Genomic DNA, 19,026 nt, shown 5'->3' on the forward strand with positions numbered 1-19,026 from the left:
TAATTAGTTCCGGACTGGTTTGCCGGTTTTAATTACGCTTTGTAATCTTTCCAGGGTTTTACGTTCTCCACAGAGACTAAGGAATGCTTCGCGTTCCAGGTCCAGCAGATATTGTTCGCTCACGAATGATGGCTCGGTCAAATCTCCGCCACACATTACATAAGCCAGTTTCTGTGCTACTTTTTCATCATGTTCAGAAATATAGTTTCCAAACTTCATGGCGTATATACCTGCCAGTAATGCACCCAGCGCACTGCGGCCCATCACTTTGATATCAGTTCTTTCCACTGGTTTCGTGTAGCCTTCATCTGCCAAAGCAATTACACTACGTTTCGCATCTGCAATCAAACGGCCAGGATTCATGGTAATTTCATCATGACCTTTACGTAATACGCCCATATCGAAGCCTTCAAATCCGGAGGTCGCTACTTTTGCAGTGGCTACTGTCATGAAGTAATCTTTCAGTGGTTCTTCTTCAATGCGTCCTTCTTTGAATTCAAGACTTGCACGAAGCGTCATTTCTTTAGTACCGCCACCGCCAGGAATCAGGCCTACGCCCAGTTCTACCAGTCCGATATATGTTTCTGCAGCCGCCTGTATTTTATCTGCATGCAATGCCATTTCGCAACCGCCGCCGAGAGTGAGCGCATGTGGCGCAACTACAACAGGTATGCTGGAATATCGAAGCCGCATAGTAGAGCGTTGGAAAAGACGTACCGCCATATCCAGCTCATCATACTCTTGTTCTGCGGCCATCATGAAAATCATTCCGACGTTAGCGCCTGCAGAGAAATTAGTGCCATCGTTGGCTACCACGAGGCCACGGAAATCTTTCTCCGCACGGTCTACTGCCTTGTTCAATCCTTCGAGTACTTCTCCGCCAATGGTGTTCATTTTGGTTTGCCAATCGAAGCAAACAACGCCATCGCCGATGTCAATCAATCTGCTGGCACTATTCTTCCAGATCACATTACTGGAGTAGTTTTCCAGGATAATGAAAGCGCCTTCGCCAGGCAATGCTTTATAGGATTGAGAAGGAATATCGTAGTAGAATTTCTTACCGTTATCAACTTTATAGAAAGACGTAATGCCCTTTGCCAGCATATCTTTCACCCAGCTCGCAACAGTCAGACCCTTTTCTTCTATCTGCTTAACACAAGCTTCTACACCAAAGAGATCCCAGCTTTCGAAAGGTCCTATTTCCCATCCAAAGCCCGCTTTCATGGCGTCATCCACTTTGTACAGGTCATCTGCTATTTCAGGAATACGATGAGACACATAAGAAAACAGGTGAGCGTGGAATTGCTGATAGAATTGTCCGGCTTTATCTGTAGCGCCAGCGAGGGCTTTCAGTCGCTGTTTGAGATCTTCTATAGGCTTGGCGGCATCAATGCTGCCGAATCTCGCTTTCTGCTTTGGACCATACTCCATGGTTTGCAGGTTCAGCGTGAGAATTTCTTTTCCGCCAGGGCCGGTGGTTTTCTTATAGAAACCTTGTCCGGTTTTATCTCCCAGCCAGTTGTTATCCACTACTTTCTGGAGGAAATCAGGAATTTTGAAGATGGCTATTGCCTCATCATCCGGACAGTTTTCCAACACGCCTTTGGCTACTTTCACAAGCGTATCGATACCTACTACGTCGGCAGTACGGAAGGTGGCTGATTTAGGCCTTCCGATAACGGGGCCGGTAAGCGCATCGATTTCATCTATGCCTAATCCCATTTCCTGCATGATATGGAATATAGCCATGATGGAGTACACTCCTACACGATTGGCGATAAAGGCAGGCGTATCCTTACAGAGTACGGTTGTCTTCCCGAGATACAGATCTCCGTATTCCATCAGAAAATCAATCACTGCAGGATCTGTATGAGGAGTAGGAATTATTTCGAGTAAGCGCAGATAGCGGGGAGGATTGAAGAAGTGCGTACCGCAGAAATGTTTCTGGAAATCTTCACTGCGGCCTTCCGCCATCAGATGAATAGGAATACCGGAAGTATTGGAAGTAATTAAGGTACCTGGTTTGCGGAACTGTTCTACTTGTTCGAATACTATTTTCTTTACGGCCAGGTTTTCCACTACCACTTCGATGATCCAGTCGCATTCTGCAATGCGTTTCATATCATCTGTAAAGTTCCCCGTTTTGATATTTTTAATAACATCTTTCGTAAAAACAGGCGATGGATTTGACTTAACAGCTGCCTGGAGGGCGTCATTCACAATGCGGTTCTTCACAGCAGGACTATCCAATGTGAGGTTTTTCTTCTTCTCTGCATCATTCAGTTCTTTCGGTGCAATATCAAGCAGCAGTACCTGAACGCCAATACCTGCGAAATGGCAAGCAATCCTTGAACCCATAACCCCAGAGCCCAGTACGGCTACTTTATTGATGTGTCTTTGCATATTACGGCCAGCTTTAATCTGTTAGTGAATACAAACAATATTTTTAGATTCTTGAATTTAGGATTTTTTGGGGTAGAAAAGTAAGATGAGATGTTAAAAAATCCTGTATATGTTTTTGTAGCGGGTCTGAACCTATGAATGGCAGGAAGGGATGGGGAAGGGACCAACAAAAAAGGTCCGTCTCTGCGGAGTAGAGACGGACCTTTTCTTTCTATTCTTATCTATCAGGTAATCAACTTACACCGCTACCAGCTTTCACTGCTTCGGATGGGTTGACGAATATCAGTTTACCGTTATCTTCAGCCATGAGGATCATACCCTGACTTTCGATACCGCGCATTTTACGAGGCGCCAGGTTAGCTACGAGGGTCACCTGTTTGCCAATGATATCCTCTGGTTTGAAGTGCATGGCTATACCGGAAACGACTGTACGTTGTTCAGTACCAATGTCTACCAGCAATTTCAACAGTTTATCTGCTTTTTCCACTTTCTCTGCCTGGAGGATGGTTCCTACACGCAGTTCCAGTTTTGCAAAATCATCGTACTGGATTTCTGGTTTTGCAGGAGCGGCAGGTTTTTCTGCTTCAACTGGCGCTGGTGCTGCAGCCGCGTTGGCAGCTTTGGAGGCAGCCAGTTTGGCCAGTTGTGCCTGGATCTCTTCATCTTCAATTTTCTTGAAGAGGAGTTCAGGCGCACGCAGCGTATAGCCTACGCTTAACAGTTTCGAAGAACCGGCATTCTCCCAATCCAACATTTTTTCCACCACTTTCATCATATGCAGCATTTTCTTTGCAGTAAATGGCAGGAATGGATTGATGAAGATAGCCAGGTTAGCAGTCAGTTGGAGACAGATATGCAGGCAGATATCAATTCGCTGTTGCAGCATTGGCAAATCATCTGCTGTATACTTGTCCAGTACTTCTCCATTTTTCAGCTTGTCAATTGCTTTCGACAGTATCCATGGTTCATTACGCTGCATGTATTGGTTACCTTTTGTGGAAAGGGCCATTACTTCAGACAATGCTTCTCTGAATTTATAGGCTTCCAGCGCAGCTTCCACCTTCTCTTTTGTGATAGCAAACTCGCTCATCATCTGACGATCTTCGTCGTTCACGAGGTCTGCATGCAATACAGGCACTTTACCACCGCAAAGTTTGTGCATCAGCACCATAGTGCGGTTTACGAAGTTACCCAGGTTGGCTACCAGTTCGCTGTTATTTCTGTCCTGGAAATCTTTCCAGGTGAAGTCGTTATCCTTTGTTTCAGGAGCAGTGGCAGTGAGTACATAGCGCAGTACATCCTGTTGATCAGGGAAATCTGCGATGTAATCATTTACCCAAACAGCCCAGTTTCTGGAAGTAGAGATTTTATCTCCTTCCAGGTTCAGGAATTCGTTGGCAGGTACATTTTCCGGCAATACAAAGCCGCCGTGCGCTTTCAGCATGGCTGGGAAAATAATACAGTGGAAAACGATATTATCCTTACCAATGAAGTGTACCAGCTTGGTATCATCTTTACACCAGTAGTCTGCCCAGTTTTCGGTCAGTTCTTTGGTAGCGGAGATATAACCAATTGGTGCATCGAACCATACGTACAGTACTTTCCCTTCTGCATCAGGCAGTGGCACCTGGATACCCCAGTTACTGTCGCGGGTCATGGCTCTGCTTTGCAGTCCACTATTCAGCCAGCTTTTGCACTGTCCGTATACGTTATTTTTCCAGTCTTTATGACCTTCCAGCAACCATTCATTCAGCCATGGTTCATAGTTCTGCAGGGGCATGTACCAGTGTTTGGTTTTCTTTTTCACAGGTACAGCATCGCTGAGAGCGGAATGAGGATTGATCAGTTCATCAGGACTGAGGCTGTTTCCACATTTTTCGCACTGGTCGCCATAAGCTTTATCGTTGCCACAGTGAGGGCAGGTACCGATAATATAACGATCAGCCAGGAACATGTTGGCTTTGGGATCGAAGTATTGTTCTGATTCTTTTTCCTCGAAAAGGCCATCGTTGTACATTTTCAGGAAGTAGTCAGATGCGGTTTTATGATGAACAGGATTGCTGGTACGGGAGAAGATATCGAAAGATATACCCATGGCAGCAAAACTATCTCCAATGATCTTATGATATCTGTCTACCACATCTTGAGGAGTTACGTTCTCCTTCATTGCTTTGATGGTGATAGGCACGCCGTGTTCGTCGGTACCGCAAACGAATTTCACGTCTGCTTTTTTAGCGCGGAGATAGCGCACGTAGATATCTGCGGGAATATAGCATCCTGCCAGGTGTCCTATATGAACAGGCCCATTGGCATACGGTAATGCCGCAGTTATTAAATATCTATTAAATTTTGCCATACTATCTTAAAGAATACTTAAATAAATTCTAATTATGACTGTGTTTTTGGAATAGCCGATACATTTCATCAACTTAGACCGGGCGGACCGCTTAAAAAACGGCCCAATCTTGCAAAGGTAAACAAAACTACAATGGTAAAAATTCCACCATATCTCAAAAAAGGTGATTTAATAGGCGTAACCTGCTCCAGCAGCAAAATGGAACTGGCAGCAGCGGAGTATGCGGCAGAGGTATTGCGTTCCTGGGGATTCCGGGTACATTTAGGCATTACCGTTGGAACCAGTTTCCATAATTTCTCTGCCCCGGATGAACTCAGACTGGAAGAGCTGCAAGACATGCTGGATGATCCTGAAATCAAAGCCATTGTCTTTGGCCGTGGCGGTTACGGGATGGTTTGTATACTGGATAAGCTGGATTTCAAAAAATTCCGCAAACATCCCAAATGGCTCTGTGGCTATAGTGATGTAACTATTCTGCATGCCCATATCCAGGAACGTTTTGATATCCCTTCTATTCACTCTGTGATGTGCAGTGGCATTACCAAAGACACGGTGGAAAATCCGTATGTGAACAGCCTGGAACAAGTACTGAAAGGAAAAAAATACAGTTACAATACTCCTTCCCATGAGTTAAACCGCGAAGGAAGTGCCACTGGCATCCTCGTGGGCGGTAATCTCTCTTTACTGGCCAATGCGTCAGGTACGGCCTCCCAGGTCAATACCAAGGGTAAAATCCTGTTGTTAGAAGATATCGGGGAATACCGATATAATGTAGACCGACTGATGTACAACCTGAAAAGGGCCGGATGGCTGGATAAGCTGGCCGGATTGGTAGTTGGCGGTTTTACCGATGGTAAGGAAACAACTACTCCATTCGGCCAGACAGAATATGAAATTATTCACAATATGGTCAAGGAATTTGACTATCCCGTGTGCTTTAATTTCCCCATAGGCCATCAGACAGAAAACTATACTGTTAAACTGGGCATGAAACACCACCTGAAAGTAGGTGAAGCTAAAACCGTCCTGAAGCTCCAGGAAGATTAATCCTCTACATCCGGAACGATTTCCAGTCCGTAGTCTTCTGCGGACAGGAGCCCGTTTGTCCTGGTGGTTTCAATCAACGCTTTGTTGGCCGTCAGGTCGTGTACAGTAGTGCTATTGTGCAGATAATCGATACCATAAAGTTTATTGGTAAGACCAATAGGTACGTCAATCAGGTATTTGATGACATCAGTGGCGATATGCATGCCTGTAGTACCATGGGTAATACCTAAAGCGCCTGCATCAAAATTGCGGTAGTCGTCTGTAATGTCCAGTGCGCAACGATAGGAAGCAGAAACGGTACCATCCAGCATAGGCATATTAAAGCCGCCATACCAGGCGAGCCAGTTATGTACCTCACCGATTACCAATGGTTTATTATGTAGGATGCAAGCATCATTGATCAACAGATGAGAACCATGGTGTTGTGTACAATCGATCACTATATCGAAACCCTCCAGGAGGTAGGCCATTGTTTCTGGCTTTGCCTGTAAGAGGAAGGGGAATGGTCTTGCAAATGGATTAACGCCATACAGCCTGCTGGCGGCCATTTTCGCCTTATGTTTCTTCACGTCCTGTACGTGAAAAATAGGCTGGCGGTGCATATCTTCTGTGTTGATTACGCCATAATCCACGATACCGATAATCCCTACGCCGCTGGCGCCGAGATACTGAATCACCGGGCTTCCCAGGCCACCTGCACCGATTACCAACACGCGGGAGAGTTTCAGTTTTTCCTGCATAGCTACGCCGAAACCGGGTACAGCTATAGGATTTTTAAAATGCTGTAATTCTTTTTCACTTAATATCATGCGCTGTTCCTTTTACTATTCCTGTGGGAATTCGAGGGTAAATTTACTTCCTTTACCCACTACGCTTTCCACTTTGATTTTACCGTGATGAGCATCTACAATCGCTTTCACATAGCTCAGTCCGAGGCCGAAACCTTTTACATTATGGACGTTGCCGGTATGTGCGCGGTAGAATTTCTCAAAGATACGCGAAATAGTATCTTTACTCATACCGATACCATTATCAGTAATGATGATGAACAGGCTTTTGCGGGTGTTATAAGTATTGATAGTGACTTCCAGATTCTCTTTTGAATATTTGATGGCATTATCCAGGAGGTTGAAAACCACATTGGAGAAATGCACGTCATCCGCCATGATCACTGGGTTTACGGCATTCAGTTGCAGATCTACTATTCCGTTTTTATTGGCCAGTTGCAGTTGCAGGTTGTCCACGGTATTCTGGATAACTGCGTGTACATCCATGGCCTGGAGTTTCAGACCGATTTCATCTTTTTCCAGGAGGGCAGATTGCAGGATGGTTTCCACCTGTTTATTCATCCTTTTGTTTTCTTCCTTGATGATACCGGAGAAATAGCGGATTTTATCTTTATTATCCATCACTTTTTCATTTCCTATAGCATCAATAGCCAGGGAAATGGTGGCCAGTGGCGTTTTCAGCTCATGGGTCATATTATTGATAAAGTCCGATTTTATCTCTGACAGCTTCTTTTGATTGAGCAGCGTTCGGATGGTGAGTGCAAAGGCAGTGATAATGATGAGCGTGAAACACACCCCTCCAATGATCATGATGGTCAGCTGATGGACGATCTCATCTTTTGCAGGTCTGATGAGGTACAGTTGTTCCATATTGGGGCCATAGTTTTCATCCAGGGGGATGACTCCCATCTTGTATTCTTTGTTTTTTGACAGTGTGTCATTCGCGACAATACCGAACAGCTTCGCAAATCCGGGTGTTTGTACGCGCCATACGGAGGCGCCGATGCCAGCAACTGGTCCGGCGATGGCGAATTCAAAATGTACCGTATCCAGGCGATGGTCTCGGAGACTGTTGATGATTACTTTTTCGATTTGTGCGGGCGTAAAGCGGTCGGTCACGTAGGTACGTAATACCTGTTGTTTGCCTAAATCGAAGAATCCATTATTCATGGGGTCCGTACCGGATATGGAGTTTATTCGGAGGGTGCGGGTATTGGCTTTGTGATTGATAAAGTATTCTCTTACTTCATTCAATGCGTCTATGGCTCTCTGGTCCAGCTGTTTATCTTTAATGACAACGGCACTTTTTATCCAGTTGACCTGGATATAAATTATTCCTAAGAGAGAAACGGTGATTAGAGCAACTATGACAGGAAAAATTCGCTTCAACGGTATCATGCAAAAAATGAGTAAGACTTAAATTTAAATAAATCAGGAAGTTTCGAGCGTATTATTTTGTTAAAAAAGATGCTTGCTATAGCAACAATGATACAAAATTAGATAGTTATATGAGCTTGTGCAGCCACTGTTAACAATTCAATATTACTTTAACGTAATTTTAACGGCAAACTTCTGATTTTTATATTTCATCTTTCCTTACCTTTGTCCTATCAAACTGGTACTAAATTTGCTTAGTTAAGTTTGACAAAAGCACAAGAAATTAAACTTTCTACATACATCGACGTGGATTCGTTCCATAAGCGATTTAGATTTTGGTTGATAAAATGGTAAGGAGGTTGTCTAGCCTCCTTTTTTTATGCCCTCTCCTACAAGTTAAATTTTATCTGCATATATAAATTATTGCTGAACTGCATTCCTCGCAGTGGAAATCTCGTTTATAAGTGTAAAACCCTTAAATTTATATTAGTGAATCAAAACGATAGATTATGACAGCATTGGCTCCTGGCGTGTTATTAATAGCGGATCCATTTTTGAAGGATCCTAATTTTTCCCGCACTGTGGTGTTATTGTGTGAGCATCAGGAGAAGGGAAGTTTTGGATTTGTATTGAATAAGTTGTTTGATCAGCATTTGGATGAATTGATTCCGGAGGTGGTGATCACGAAGATTCCGATATATGTGGGGGGGCCGGTTCAGATGGACACGATACATTTTGTGCATCAGCAGCCAGAAGTGATTACGGGTGGATTGGAGATTAGTCCGGGCGTATATTGGGGCGGGCATTTTGACAGTGTGGTGGCTAATATTAACCAGGGCAAGATAGATCTAGATAAGATTAAATTTTTCATTGGCTATTCAGGTTGGAGTAGTGGTCAGTTGGATGAGGAGATGAAAGAGAAGTCATGGATAGTAACCCCGGCATTACCTACCTTGGTTTTTGCGCAGGATGAGCAGCAAATCTGGCAGAATGCTTTAAAGAATATGGGAAGCAATTTCGCCATGATGGCTAATTTCCCGATAGATCCTTCGCTTAACTGATAAATATTTCCTGTTATTTTTTGTTGCTTACTGGGTGATTCCCAGACTAATATCTGTATTCTACTGTATCGTGTGTATTATGTCTATAAAAATGAACAGGAATATATATGTTTTTTTAAAACAAATTAAATATCTTGCTAAAGTAAGAATATAGTGAAAGAGCGCGTTGTTACCCGTTTCAGGTAAAGAAAAACCGAATACCAATACCTATGAAGGCGAAAATATTAACATGGAAAAGTAGTGCTCCTTCTTTGGCGACGCATGATGTCGTGCATTTACCTGCATACAAATGTTTAACAGCAAACACAATCAATATCAGCAAATTCATTAGGTAATAATACACAGCCTTTAATCGAGGCTGCCCTGTTGGAGGGAATGCTATGGCGACTATTTCGTATAGCCGTTAACGTTGTATTTCCGAAGACGGGGTATTGGAGTCCCGCGGAGTAATCTTGCTATTGGTGGGTTTCTTCTAAGATTGGAATAGTTAGGACAAAAGAAAGGCCGGGTAATCTTACCCGGCCTAGCTAATTATGTGTACTGGTGGTATTATTTTTTCTCCAGTGCTGTAGCGCCTTCCACCAACACGGTGGCTTTATTGCGTAAAACTTCCACGAAACCGCCGCTGATGGTAAAGAATTCAGCATGGGTTTTATCTTTCAGCACTTTCATTTTACCATTTCCGAGCGCAGCGATTAACGGCGCATGTTTATCCAGTATTTCAAAAGAACCGTCGATACCTGGGAGTTGTACGCCGTACACCTCGCCTGAGTATAACTTTCTTTCCGGTGTTAATACTTCTAATAGCATGAGAATGATCGTAAATGGTTTGATATATTGTATAATCCCCGCTGTGGCGGGGATTATCAGCTATAATTATTTAGCTTGTTCCAGTAATTTTTTACCTTTTGCGATAGCATCATCGATGTTACCTACCAGGTTGAACGAAGCTTCAGGATACTCATCTACTTCACCGTCCATGATCATGTTGAAACCACGGATAGTTTCTTCGATTGGTACCAGTACACCTTTCAGACCGGTAAATTGTTCTGCTACGTGGAAAGGCTGAGACAGGAAACGTTGTACACGACGTGCACGGGATACTGTCAGTTTGTCCTCGTCGCTCAGCTCGTCCATACCCAGGATCGCGATGATATCTTGCAGCTCTTTATAGCGTTGCAGAATCATTTTCACACGTTGAGCACAGTTGTAGTGCGCTTCACCAACGATAGCAGGAGTCAGGATACGGGAAGTTGAATCCAGCGGGCTCACAGCAGGGTAGATACCAAGATCGGAGATTTTACGATCCAATACGGTGGTAGCATCCAAGTGGGAGAAGGTAGTCGCCGGAGCCGGGTCAGTCAAGTCATCCGCAGGTACGTAAACCGCCTGTACGGAAGTGATTGAACCGTTTTTAGTTGAAGTAATACGCTCTTGCATCAGACCCATCTCTGTAGCCAGGGTTGGTTGGTAACCTACCGCTGAAGGCATACGACCTAACAGTGCAGATACCTCAGAACCAGCCTGAGTGAAACGGAAGATGTTATCTACGAAGAACAGGATATCACGACCACCGCCTGCAGAACCATCTCCATCACGGAAATATTCAGCCAGGGTCAGACCAGATAAAGCCACACGTGCACGCGCACCTGGAGGCTCGTTCATCTGTCCGAATACGAAAGTCGCCTGAGAATTTTTCAGCAGTTCTTTATCCACAGCGGTAACATCCCAGTCACCGTGCTCCATGGATTCTTTAAATTTATCGCCATACTTAACGATGTTTGCCTCGATCATCTCACGCATCAGGTCATTACCTTCACGTGTACGCTCACCCACACCAGCAAATACGGACAAACCTTCGTGTGCTTTCGCAATGTTGTTGATCAGCTCCTGAATCAATACGGTTTTACCCACACCAGCACCACCGAACAAACCAATCTTACCACCTTTTGCATATGGCTCGATCAGATCGATTACTTTAATACCAGTGAACAGTACTTCTGTTTCAGTTGCCAGGTCCTCAAATTTAGGAGGCTGACGGTGGATGGAATAACCATTGGATGTGTCAATCTGACCCAGACCGTCGATCGCTTCACCTACCACATTGAACAAACGTCCTTTAACCTGATCACCAACTGGCATTTTAATAGGCGCGCCTTTATCCACAACTTCCATTCCGCGAACCATACCGTCAGTGGAGTCCATTGCCACGCAACGAACGCTATCCTCACCCAGGTGCTGTTGTACTTCCAATACTACTTTTTGGCCGTTTTCGCGGGTGATTTCCAATGCGTTGTAGATTTCGGGCAATTTGTTTTCAAAGTGCACGTCCACCACGGGACCGATAATTTGTTTGATCTTACCTGTGTTAGGCATATTTCTAAAGAGGTTTATAAAATACTAAAAGTTATTTCCTCAAAACCAAAAGCACGTAGCTTCAGTTCCAAAATTTGGCGCAAAGGTAAGAGGAAATGCATGAAAATCAAAACACGACCATGGAAAAATAAAGGTTTAAATCGGCTTTTTCAAACCCTTTTACATTTATACACTACCATTCCCCCCTCAATTGACCATCCAATCTATAATATTAACAAATAATATAATTCATAATATCCCGCCAAAAATTTCTCATTTCCCCCTCTCCCACTCATAAAAAATTTAATAATCCATCCACCCAGGTTCGTATTTTGTCGTTCTTCATATATTATTACACAATAACACAATATGAAAAAACACAGTGAACAATCCCGGAGGAAATTCCTGGGCAACCTCTCCAAAGCAGGACTCCTTGGCCTCACGGGCTTACCAACCATCGCCAGCGCCACCGCCCTGGCCCCTACAGACCCAACCAACACCCATAGGTTCCTCTGTAAACCTTATCTCCAGTATCCAGCCCCCAATACCATCTCCGTGATGTGGCTGACCTCCAAACCCTGCTATAGCTGGGTAGAATACGCCGAAGAAGGAAAACCCTCCCAGAAAGCGCATTCCGTACACCATGGACTCGTAGACGCCAATAACCGACTACATAAAATTGCGCTGGACAACCTGGAACCAGGAAAAAAATATACCTATAAGGTCTTTTCAAAGGAAATCACCGATTTCCAACCCTACAAACTGACCTACGGCGAAACCCTCTCCAGCGACGCCTATACCTTTACTGCTCCCAATCCGCAGGCAAAAGAAGTCTCCTGGGTGATGATCAACGATATCCACGACCGCCCCGAATCCATTCCCCACCTGATGAAACTCAATGGTACCTCTCCGTACGATTTCGTCTTCTTCAACGGGGATGTATTCGACTACCAAGCCGATGAACAACAGATCATCGATCATATGCTCACCGCCTGCGGCGATACTTTCTCCACACAAACGCCTTTCCTCTACGTTCGCGGCAACCATGAAACCCGCGGCAAATACGCCCGGGAATGGCATCAGTATTTCGAGAATCCTGGCAGAAACAACTATTTCTCTTTTACCTGGGGCCCCGTTTTCGCCATAGTGCTGGATACTGGAGAAGATAAGGAAGATACCCACCCGGTATATGCCGGCATCGTGGATTTCGACACCTATCGCCAGGAACAGGCAGCATGGCTGGAAAAACAACTGCAATCGCCCGCCTATAAGAAGGCTAAACATAAAGTTGTGATGATGCATATTCCGCACTACCATGGCGGAGAATGGCATGGCACCGTGCATTGCCGGGAGCTCTTCGGGGGACTGTTCAATAAATATAAAATCGATATCCTCATCTGCGGCCACACACATACCTATGGCGTACATCCGCCGGAACAAGGGAAACACAACTATCCCCTGATTATCGGCGGAGGCCCGAAAGATGGTAAACGTACCCTGATTAAAGTGAAAGCAGATCAACAACAGCTGGTACTTACCATGCTGGGAGATGATGGTACTGTGGTGGGAGAATATAAAGTATAGAAAGAAAAAAGTTGTCCCTGCATACTGTGCAGGGACAACTTACAAGTATCTAGCTTTTAGGAGGCGTATTCATTAAGCGCCTTACTATGATGATCATCTGCAACAGTATAATAGATGCTATCAGCGTAGCTGCAACCGACACAATGAAAATTGCATAATACTTGATCGTCCATTCCAACGCTCTTACCAGTCGCGTCGTAAAATGAATGGTATGCGTTGCCGCCTTCTTCGATTCATACAAATACAACTGCACAGTACAGAATTCATTCACAGAATCAAAGCTTCCCAGCTCCACCCCCAGGTTTTGCAGTTCAGTTTCCGTTTCATAAATTTTCTTATGTAGGGAGATGAAATCTTCTATTTTCCCTGGTTGCTTCTTCAATTCATTGAGAGAGGCCAGCGACTTTTCCAGGGACACCTTTTGGGCATTGAGTTTACTATATTCATTGGTCTTGTCAGTTTTCGTTACTTCCCGTACTACGACCACGCCTATACGTTGCACTGCCTGGTAAAAGGAATCAAACTTCTCCGGCACCACTCCTATCAATAATTGCATTTCCCGACTACCCGGATTACCCGTTTTATTCTCATACTGAATCACTGAAGCGGAACTATCTATCAACTGATATACTTTCGCTTCATCCTGACTATAATCGCTCGTTTTTGTTTCTACACGGGCAATTTTCTCGTATTTCTGACTAGCCCCTGGAGGCGGCGGAGGCGCATTAGGCACTATCACAGGAGCAGCATTCTTAGATACAGCTATGTCTTTCTTCATTTTATAAGAGGCGGAAGCATAGTTCTTCTGGCTCTGACCAAATTCGAACATACCACGGGACCCACCGCCTTCATAATTTCCAGCGCCTACATATAAATAACCATATATTAATCGGAGTCCGAACATCAGTACAAAAATACAGACACAGGCTAGCAGCAGACGTTTCACGTCCTTGCGGGTAAAGGTTGACATAAAATAGAAGGTTTAAGAATGACGGAAATATTTACTTAAATAATTAGTTGACTTGCTTTTGGTAAGTCTTTACCCACTTGATCAACCCCATCGTTGCTATGATGAGTAAAATGAAATATTCCACACCAAGAAAACGTACATTTTTCTGAAAATAGATCACAGTGGCTACTATATCCACTGTCACCCATAACAACCAGTTTTCCCAGATACGCTTTGCCAACAGAATATTGGCAAAAATGCTCAGTACTGCTACAAATGAATCGGTATAAGGCCAGGCTGCAGGATGCTCAAATACGGCAGGGAACCAGTTATGCAGATTAGAGATCACGAAACCGGTGCAGGCAGTGAGTATGATACTAAGTGCACCCAACAGCCACCTGGTGGAAACTTTCAAGGCATAGACCGGCTCATTTTCCGGCTGCTTCCTGAACCAGAATATCCAGCCATAGACGCCGGTAGCAAAGAAATATATCTGCAGAAACATATCTGCATAGAGTTGCAACTGCCAGAAGAGTACAAAAAAACAACTCACATTTACCAACCCTACCGGCCAGGTAAGAATATGATCCCGCGCCGCCAGCCAAACACATAATAAACCGGTAAATGTGCCTATAAATTCAATATAACTGACATCGTATCCCAATGCCGTGAAAAAGATATGATGTATGCTAAAAAATTCGTTCATCGCGCAATATTAATGCATCATCCAAATTGAGTGAAATAGAATTTCAGCTTAATAACTATAATTTTAAATATTTGAACAAAAAAATGGCTGTAACTAGCTGACATTCATCTCCCTAATATCTCAATAAAAACTTGGTCTCTTTTTTGTAATTACTGTTTCAGAGCGATGCTAAACCCTCAAAAAGCATTAGCATTCCTTTAACAAAATTTAATTAAAAGATTCGATACTGCCTTTTAGACCTTGCCCCATTTTTACCGTCTAAATCACAGCGACAATCACAAAATACAGGAGTATGAAAATGTTTATAAAAAGTTCACTTATCCCGGTTCTTACCATATCCATGTTCCTGACTAGCTGCGCCAGTACTTATTATGCTTCTGGCGATTATAACAGCGGATATGGGTCAGGTCTGCAGGTGAGTGGTTCCGTATCTTTCTATGATGCCTTAAGTCCTTATGGCCGATGGACAAGTTATCCAGGCTACAGCCAGGTATGGATTCCTAATGCGGGTCCGGATTTCCAACCTTATTCTTCCGGTGGTCACTGGGTATATACCGACTACGGATGGACCTGGGTATCTGATTATTCATGGGGCTGGGCTCCATTCCACTACGGCCGCTGGATGTTTGACAGAATGTATGGCTGGATGTGGATCCCCGGATACGAATGGGCTCCTGCATGGGTAGACTGGAGATCTGGTGGAGACTATTACGGATGGGCGCCAATGGCTCCTGGTGGCGGAATTGCTATCTCTGCTAACTGGACATTCGTAAACAGAAGGTATATTAATAATCCACATATCCGGAACTATTATGTTGATAACAGCAGAAACACTACTATTATCAATAATACTACGATCATCAATAACACCACTATTTATAATAACAACAGGGTCAATCGCGGACCAGTGGCTGATAATAACATCAGACCAGTGAGGATTTCAAATACCAACACGCCAGGCGCCGGCTCTGTGAATAATAACCAGCTGAGAATTTATCGTCCGGATGCTAACGCACTGCAACGTGGCCGGGACCAAGATGCTAACCGTTTTAATAATAATAATAACAACGGTGGCAGGGTTACGCCAGGCAATAACAACAATAATAATCCAGGGAATAACAATAATAACGGTGGGCGCGTAGTACCTGGAGGCAATAATAACAATGGTAACACCTATCCGGGCAATAACAGCAACAGACCTTCCCGCGTTGAACCAGGCAATAATAATAATAACCAGCCTGTGAACGGAGGATTGAATAATAACCAAGGTAATCGTATAAACAGGGATCAGATTCAACAGCAACAACAACAGCAACAGCAGCAGCAACAACAGATTCAACAGCAACAGCGTGTCCAGAGGGAACAACAGCAACAACAACAGATTCAACAACAAAGGCAACAGCAACAGCAACAACAGCAGCAACAGCAGCAACAACGTATACAAAGAGAACAACAGCAACAGCAGCAGATTCAACAACAAAGGCAACAGCAGCAACAACAACAGCAACAGCAACAACGTGTACAGCGTCAGCAGCAACAGCAACAGGTTCAACAGCAAAGGACACAACAACAACAGATGCAGCGCCAGCAACAACAGCAACAACATCAGCAACAACAGCCAAGGCCACAACGTGTGATGCATCAACAACCACAACAACAGCCGGCTAACAATGGCGGCGATCGTCCAAAACGTGGTGAATAAGGTTTATTCAAAGATTACATAAAAAAAGATCCGCAGTACGCGGATCTTTTTTTATGTAATCTGGTATACTTCTTTGTAAAGTGTTTGTTTAATCGTCTCGAATGTTAGATCTGTAGGGAGATGCAGGTACATCAGCCGGAGCGGCAATGGCCCATGCCCCGGATGATGCGGCGGTTGCTCATATACATCCGGAAAAGTTTGGTATCCGAGTCGCTCATAGAAATGAATTCTTCGTATAGCCTGTTCCGTATCCGGCGGTTCTACTTCCAGCACAATAGCCCCCAGTTTATCTGCCATGAGTTGCATCACATAAGAGCCGGCCCCACCGCCCCTGGCGGCAGGTGCAATGGCGATATATTCGATAAAAGAAAATGATGGCAGCCACCAATAGAAGACAAATCCGGCAAATGCCCCCTCCTTTCTTAATTCCACTAACTGCAGTTTCCTGTCTGCCAGTAACTGGAGTTGCCTGGGCCATGGCCGGCGTTCGGCCAATGGGAAAGCTTCGTCAAATAAGGCCTTTACTTCTGCCGAAGGCTGCATACTTGGTTGTAACTGTATCATACCTCTAAGTTACTGATTCTGAGCCGGAGATGATGCAGGCGCACAGGCATATGGGTCCGGGTTTCCAGGAGCGACGGCTTTATCCACCGACCAGCAGAAATTCATTGCCTGACTGGTAATACTTAACAGTTTAACCACGGCCTTGCTACCTTTGCGGCTATTGGAAGCGGGGAGCGACTGTTGCCCTTGTGCGGGAATACGCTTGATGGTATACTGTTCCGTTTTGAAAACCTCATTATTGTTTTTGAGATATTGGAGAGACACGACCACATTTTCCAGCGGATAGTCCGTTTGGTTACGCACAGTGATATTCAAATTTTTAATACCGCCAAACAGGCCGGTACGGTAATCGTTGACAGATACGGTGATAAATTGCTGCCAATTTTTACGGAAGTAAGCGCGTCTGTCTACAAATTGGGCATTTACCCGCTGCTGCATATCTTTGCGATCTGAAATTTGTTGGGCTATCAAACCTGATTGTTCGAGACTTTTTCTCAGGTCGCGGTTTTCATTGTGCAGTCGTTCGTTTTCTGCGAGAATCCTTCTCACGTGTTTTTGCTGTTGACAGTATCCTAAACTCAGCAGAATAGTGAGTAGCAGCAGTACCGAGGGTATAATATACTGTTGTTTCATATGGACCATATCCTGAAAAAATGATGCCAGTAGCCCAGCATCGGGTATCAGATAGCTTTTTTATTACATTTGCACAAATACTCCCTATGGAATTGATAATTGTTGATAACGACATTAAGGCAAGGCAGTTTCTGGATGTACACGTACAACTAAACAAAGACGTTCCTGGTTGGATACGTCCGCTGGATAAGGATATAAATGGCGTATTTGATCCTGCCCACAACAAGGCATTCAGACACGGCACATGTATCCGTTGGATATTACAAGATAATAACGGAAAGCTGATTGGAAGAATTGCAGCTTTTGTCAATAAAAAATATCGGAACAAAGGCGACACCTGCAAAGTAGGCGGGATGGGATTTTTCGATTGTATCAATGATCAGCAGACGGCTAATTTACTGCTGGATACGGCGAAGCAATGGTTACAGGAGAGAGGGATGGGCGCTATGGATGGCCCTATCAATTTCGGCGAGCGGAATAACTGGTGGGGATTACTCACGGAAGGATTTCATGAGCCGCTGTATGGGATGAACTTTAATCCGCCTTATTACAAGCAACTGCTGGAAACATATGGTTTCCGTCTTTATTTCAACCAGATTTGCTATGGTATGAAAGTACGGGATCAGCTGCAACCTAAGTTTTTCAACCGTCATGCTGCCCTCGCAAAAGATCCGAACTTCCGCTCAGAGCATATCCGCAAGAATGACCTGAAACGGTATGCACATGATTTTTGTGTGGTATACAACAAAGCATGGGCTAAACATGCCGGTGGTAAGGATATGAATGAAGCGCAGGCTTATACCATCTTCAAGCAGATGAAACCACTGCTGGATGAAAAGCTATCCTGGTTTATTTACTATAAAGATGAACCAGTCGGCTGCTGGCTGAATCTCCCGGATCTGAACCAGTATTTAAAGCATTTCCATGGTAAATTCGGACTGCTCCAGAAATTATCCTTCCTCTGGATGAAGATGACAGGCAGTTGTAAGAAATTTGTGGGTATCCTTTTCGGAATTGTTCCGGAATGGCAGGGAAAAGGCGCCGATGCTTACCTCATCATTGAAGGGGCCAAGGTTATCCAGGATAATTCGGGTTACGATGATTATGAAATGCAATGGGTGGGCGACTTCAACCCTAAAATGATCAATGTGGCAGAGGGCCTGGGCGCACATCCTACCCGTATGCTGACCACCTATCGATACATGTTTGACCCGAACGCACCTTTTGAGCGTCATCCGATCCTGGAATAACAAATAATGATAATTTATATATAAAAGCATCAGTAATATGTAGTCTTACATAATACTGATGCTTTTTATTTGACCCTGGTTTCCCAAAAAAACGACACATAAAATAAAAAAATATTTCACGCCATAATCCTCCTAAACCAGCCACAGCATTAGGTTACAACTACTCATATATTCATATGAGGCTCCTTTTTTTCAACATTTCCAGGCAGAATTGTGTCTATTAATAAATCCCTAATCCGGTAACCATCGTA

The 19,026-nt window shown here is 44.2% G+C and carries 15 protein-coding genes; 5 read left to right on the forward strand and 10 right to left on the reverse strand.

Annotated features, from left to right (window positions below; translation table 11 throughout):
• Positions 1-3: 3 nt before the first annotated feature.
• Both CLV59_RS27105 and metG read right to left on the reverse strand, forming a co-directional pair.
• On the reverse strand, positions 4-2,403 hold the full coding sequence (locus tag CLV59_RS27105) for a 3-hydroxyacyl-CoA dehydrogenase/enoyl-CoA hydratase family protein (protein ID WP_111595239.1): 2,400 nt from the start codon (positions 2,401-2,403) through the stop codon (positions 4-6).
• Positions 2,404-2,635: 232 nt separating this feature from the next.
• The gene (metG, locus tag CLV59_RS27110; protein ID WP_111595240.1) at positions 2,636-4,759 is read right to left on the reverse strand and encodes a methionine--tRNA ligase; all 2,124 of its coding nucleotides are present in this window, start codon (positions 4,757-4,759) and stop codon (positions 2,636-2,638) included.
• 132 nt (positions 4,760-4,891) lie between these two features.
• Here metG and CLV59_RS27115 point away from each other — a divergent pair, with 132 nt between their 5' ends.
• Positions 4,892-5,806, forward strand: a complete 915-nt coding sequence (locus CLV59_RS27115) for a S66 peptidase family protein (RefSeq protein ID WP_111595241.1) — start codon at positions 4,892-4,894, stop codon at positions 5,804-5,806.
• Here the strand turns inward: CLV59_RS27115 and CLV59_RS27120 are convergent.
• Complete coding sequence (locus tag CLV59_RS27120; RefSeq protein WP_111595242.1) at positions 5,803-6,615, reverse strand: HesA/MoeB/ThiF family protein; 813 nt, start codon at positions 6,613-6,615, stop codon at positions 5,803-5,805. The two genes, CLV59_RS27115 and CLV59_RS27120, sit on opposite strands and share 4 nt — an antisense overlap.
• A gap of 15 nt (positions 6,616-6,630) precedes the next feature.
• Positions 6,631-7,992 carry a sensor histidine kinase gene (locus tag CLV59_RS27125; RefSeq protein ID WP_245950965.1) on the reverse strand — a complete coding sequence of 454 codons (1,362 nt, stop codon included), beginning with the start codon at positions 7,990-7,992 and terminating at the stop codon, positions 6,631-6,633.
• Positions 7,993-8,480: 488 nt separating this feature from the next.
• Here CLV59_RS27125 and CLV59_RS27130 point away from each other — a divergent pair, with 488 nt between their 5' ends.
• The gene (locus CLV59_RS27130) at positions 8,481-9,032 is read left to right on the forward strand and encodes a YqgE/AlgH family protein (RefSeq protein WP_111595243.1); all 552 of its coding nucleotides are present in this window, start codon (positions 8,481-8,483) and stop codon (positions 9,030-9,032) included.
• A gap of 549 nt (positions 9,033-9,581) precedes the next feature.
• On the opposite strand, the gene atpC is transcribed toward CLV59_RS27130, so the two are convergent.
• Complete coding sequence (gene atpC / locus CLV59_RS27135; protein WP_111595244.1) at positions 9,582-9,842, reverse strand: ATP synthase F1 subunit epsilon; 261 nt, start codon at positions 9,840-9,842, stop codon at positions 9,582-9,584.
• A 66-nt stretch (positions 9,843-9,908) separates the two neighbouring features.
• A complete protein-coding gene (atpD, locus tag CLV59_RS27140) occupies positions 9,909-11,408 on the reverse strand; it encodes a F0F1 ATP synthase subunit beta (protein WP_111595245.1) in 1,500 nt (499 codons plus the stop codon).
• A 348-nt stretch (positions 11,409-11,756) separates the two neighbouring features.
• On the opposite strand from atpD, the gene CLV59_RS27145 reads away from it, so the two are divergent.
• Positions 11,757-12,971 (forward strand): purple acid phosphatase family protein, encoded by a 1,215-nt coding sequence (locus tag CLV59_RS27145; protein ID WP_111595246.1) that lies wholly within the window; start codon positions 11,757-11,759, stop codon positions 12,969-12,971.
• Between the two features lie 49 nt (positions 12,972-13,020).
• Here CLV59_RS27145 and CLV59_RS27150 read toward each other — a convergent pair whose 3' ends face one another.
• Together CLV59_RS27150 and pnuC are read right to left on the reverse strand one after the other, a co-directional pair.
• Positions 13,021-13,941, reverse strand: a complete 921-nt coding sequence (locus CLV59_RS27150) for a DUF4349 domain-containing protein (RefSeq protein WP_111595247.1) — start codon at positions 13,939-13,941, stop codon at positions 13,021-13,023.
• A gap of 43 nt (positions 13,942-13,984) precedes the next feature.
• Complete coding sequence (gene pnuC, locus CLV59_RS27155) at positions 13,985-14,626, reverse strand: nicotinamide riboside transporter PnuC (RefSeq protein WP_111595248.1); 642 nt, start codon at positions 14,624-14,626, stop codon at positions 13,985-13,987.
• Between the two features lie 292 nt (positions 14,627-14,918).
• Between pnuC and CLV59_RS29065 the strand changes: the two genes are divergently transcribed.
• Positions 14,919-16,328, forward strand: coding sequence for a DUF6600 domain-containing protein (locus CLV59_RS29065; protein WP_170137941.1), 1,410 nt, complete (start codon positions 14,919-14,921; stop codon positions 16,326-16,328).
• A gap of 51 nt (positions 16,329-16,379) precedes the next feature.
• Here the strand turns inward: CLV59_RS29065 and CLV59_RS27165 are convergent, their stop codons facing one another.
• Together CLV59_RS27165 and CLV59_RS27170 are read right to left on the reverse strand one after the other, a co-directional pair.
• Positions 16,380-16,892 (reverse strand): GNAT family N-acetyltransferase, encoded by a 513-nt coding sequence (locus tag CLV59_RS27165; RefSeq protein ID WP_111595249.1) that lies wholly within the window; start codon positions 16,890-16,892, stop codon positions 16,380-16,382.
• A 9-nt stretch (positions 16,893-16,901) separates the two neighbouring features.
• A complete protein-coding gene (locus CLV59_RS27170) occupies positions 16,902-17,441 on the reverse strand; it encodes a hypothetical protein (protein WP_146616334.1) in 540 nt (179 codons plus the stop codon).
• 170 nt (positions 17,442-17,611) lie between these two features.
• Here CLV59_RS27170 and CLV59_RS27175 point away from each other — a divergent pair, with 170 nt between their 5' ends.
• Entirely contained in the window at positions 17,612-18,775 is a 1,164-nt protein-coding gene (locus tag CLV59_RS27175; protein WP_111595296.1) for a hypothetical protein, read from the forward strand.
• Positions 18,776-19,026 lie beyond the last annotated feature (251 nt).

Origin of the sequence: Chitinophaga dinghuensis (assembly GCF_003259435.1) — a bacterium.
Taxonomy (GTDB): domain Bacteria; phylum Bacteroidota; class Bacteroidia; order Chitinophagales; family Chitinophagaceae; genus Chitinophaga; species Chitinophaga dinghuensis.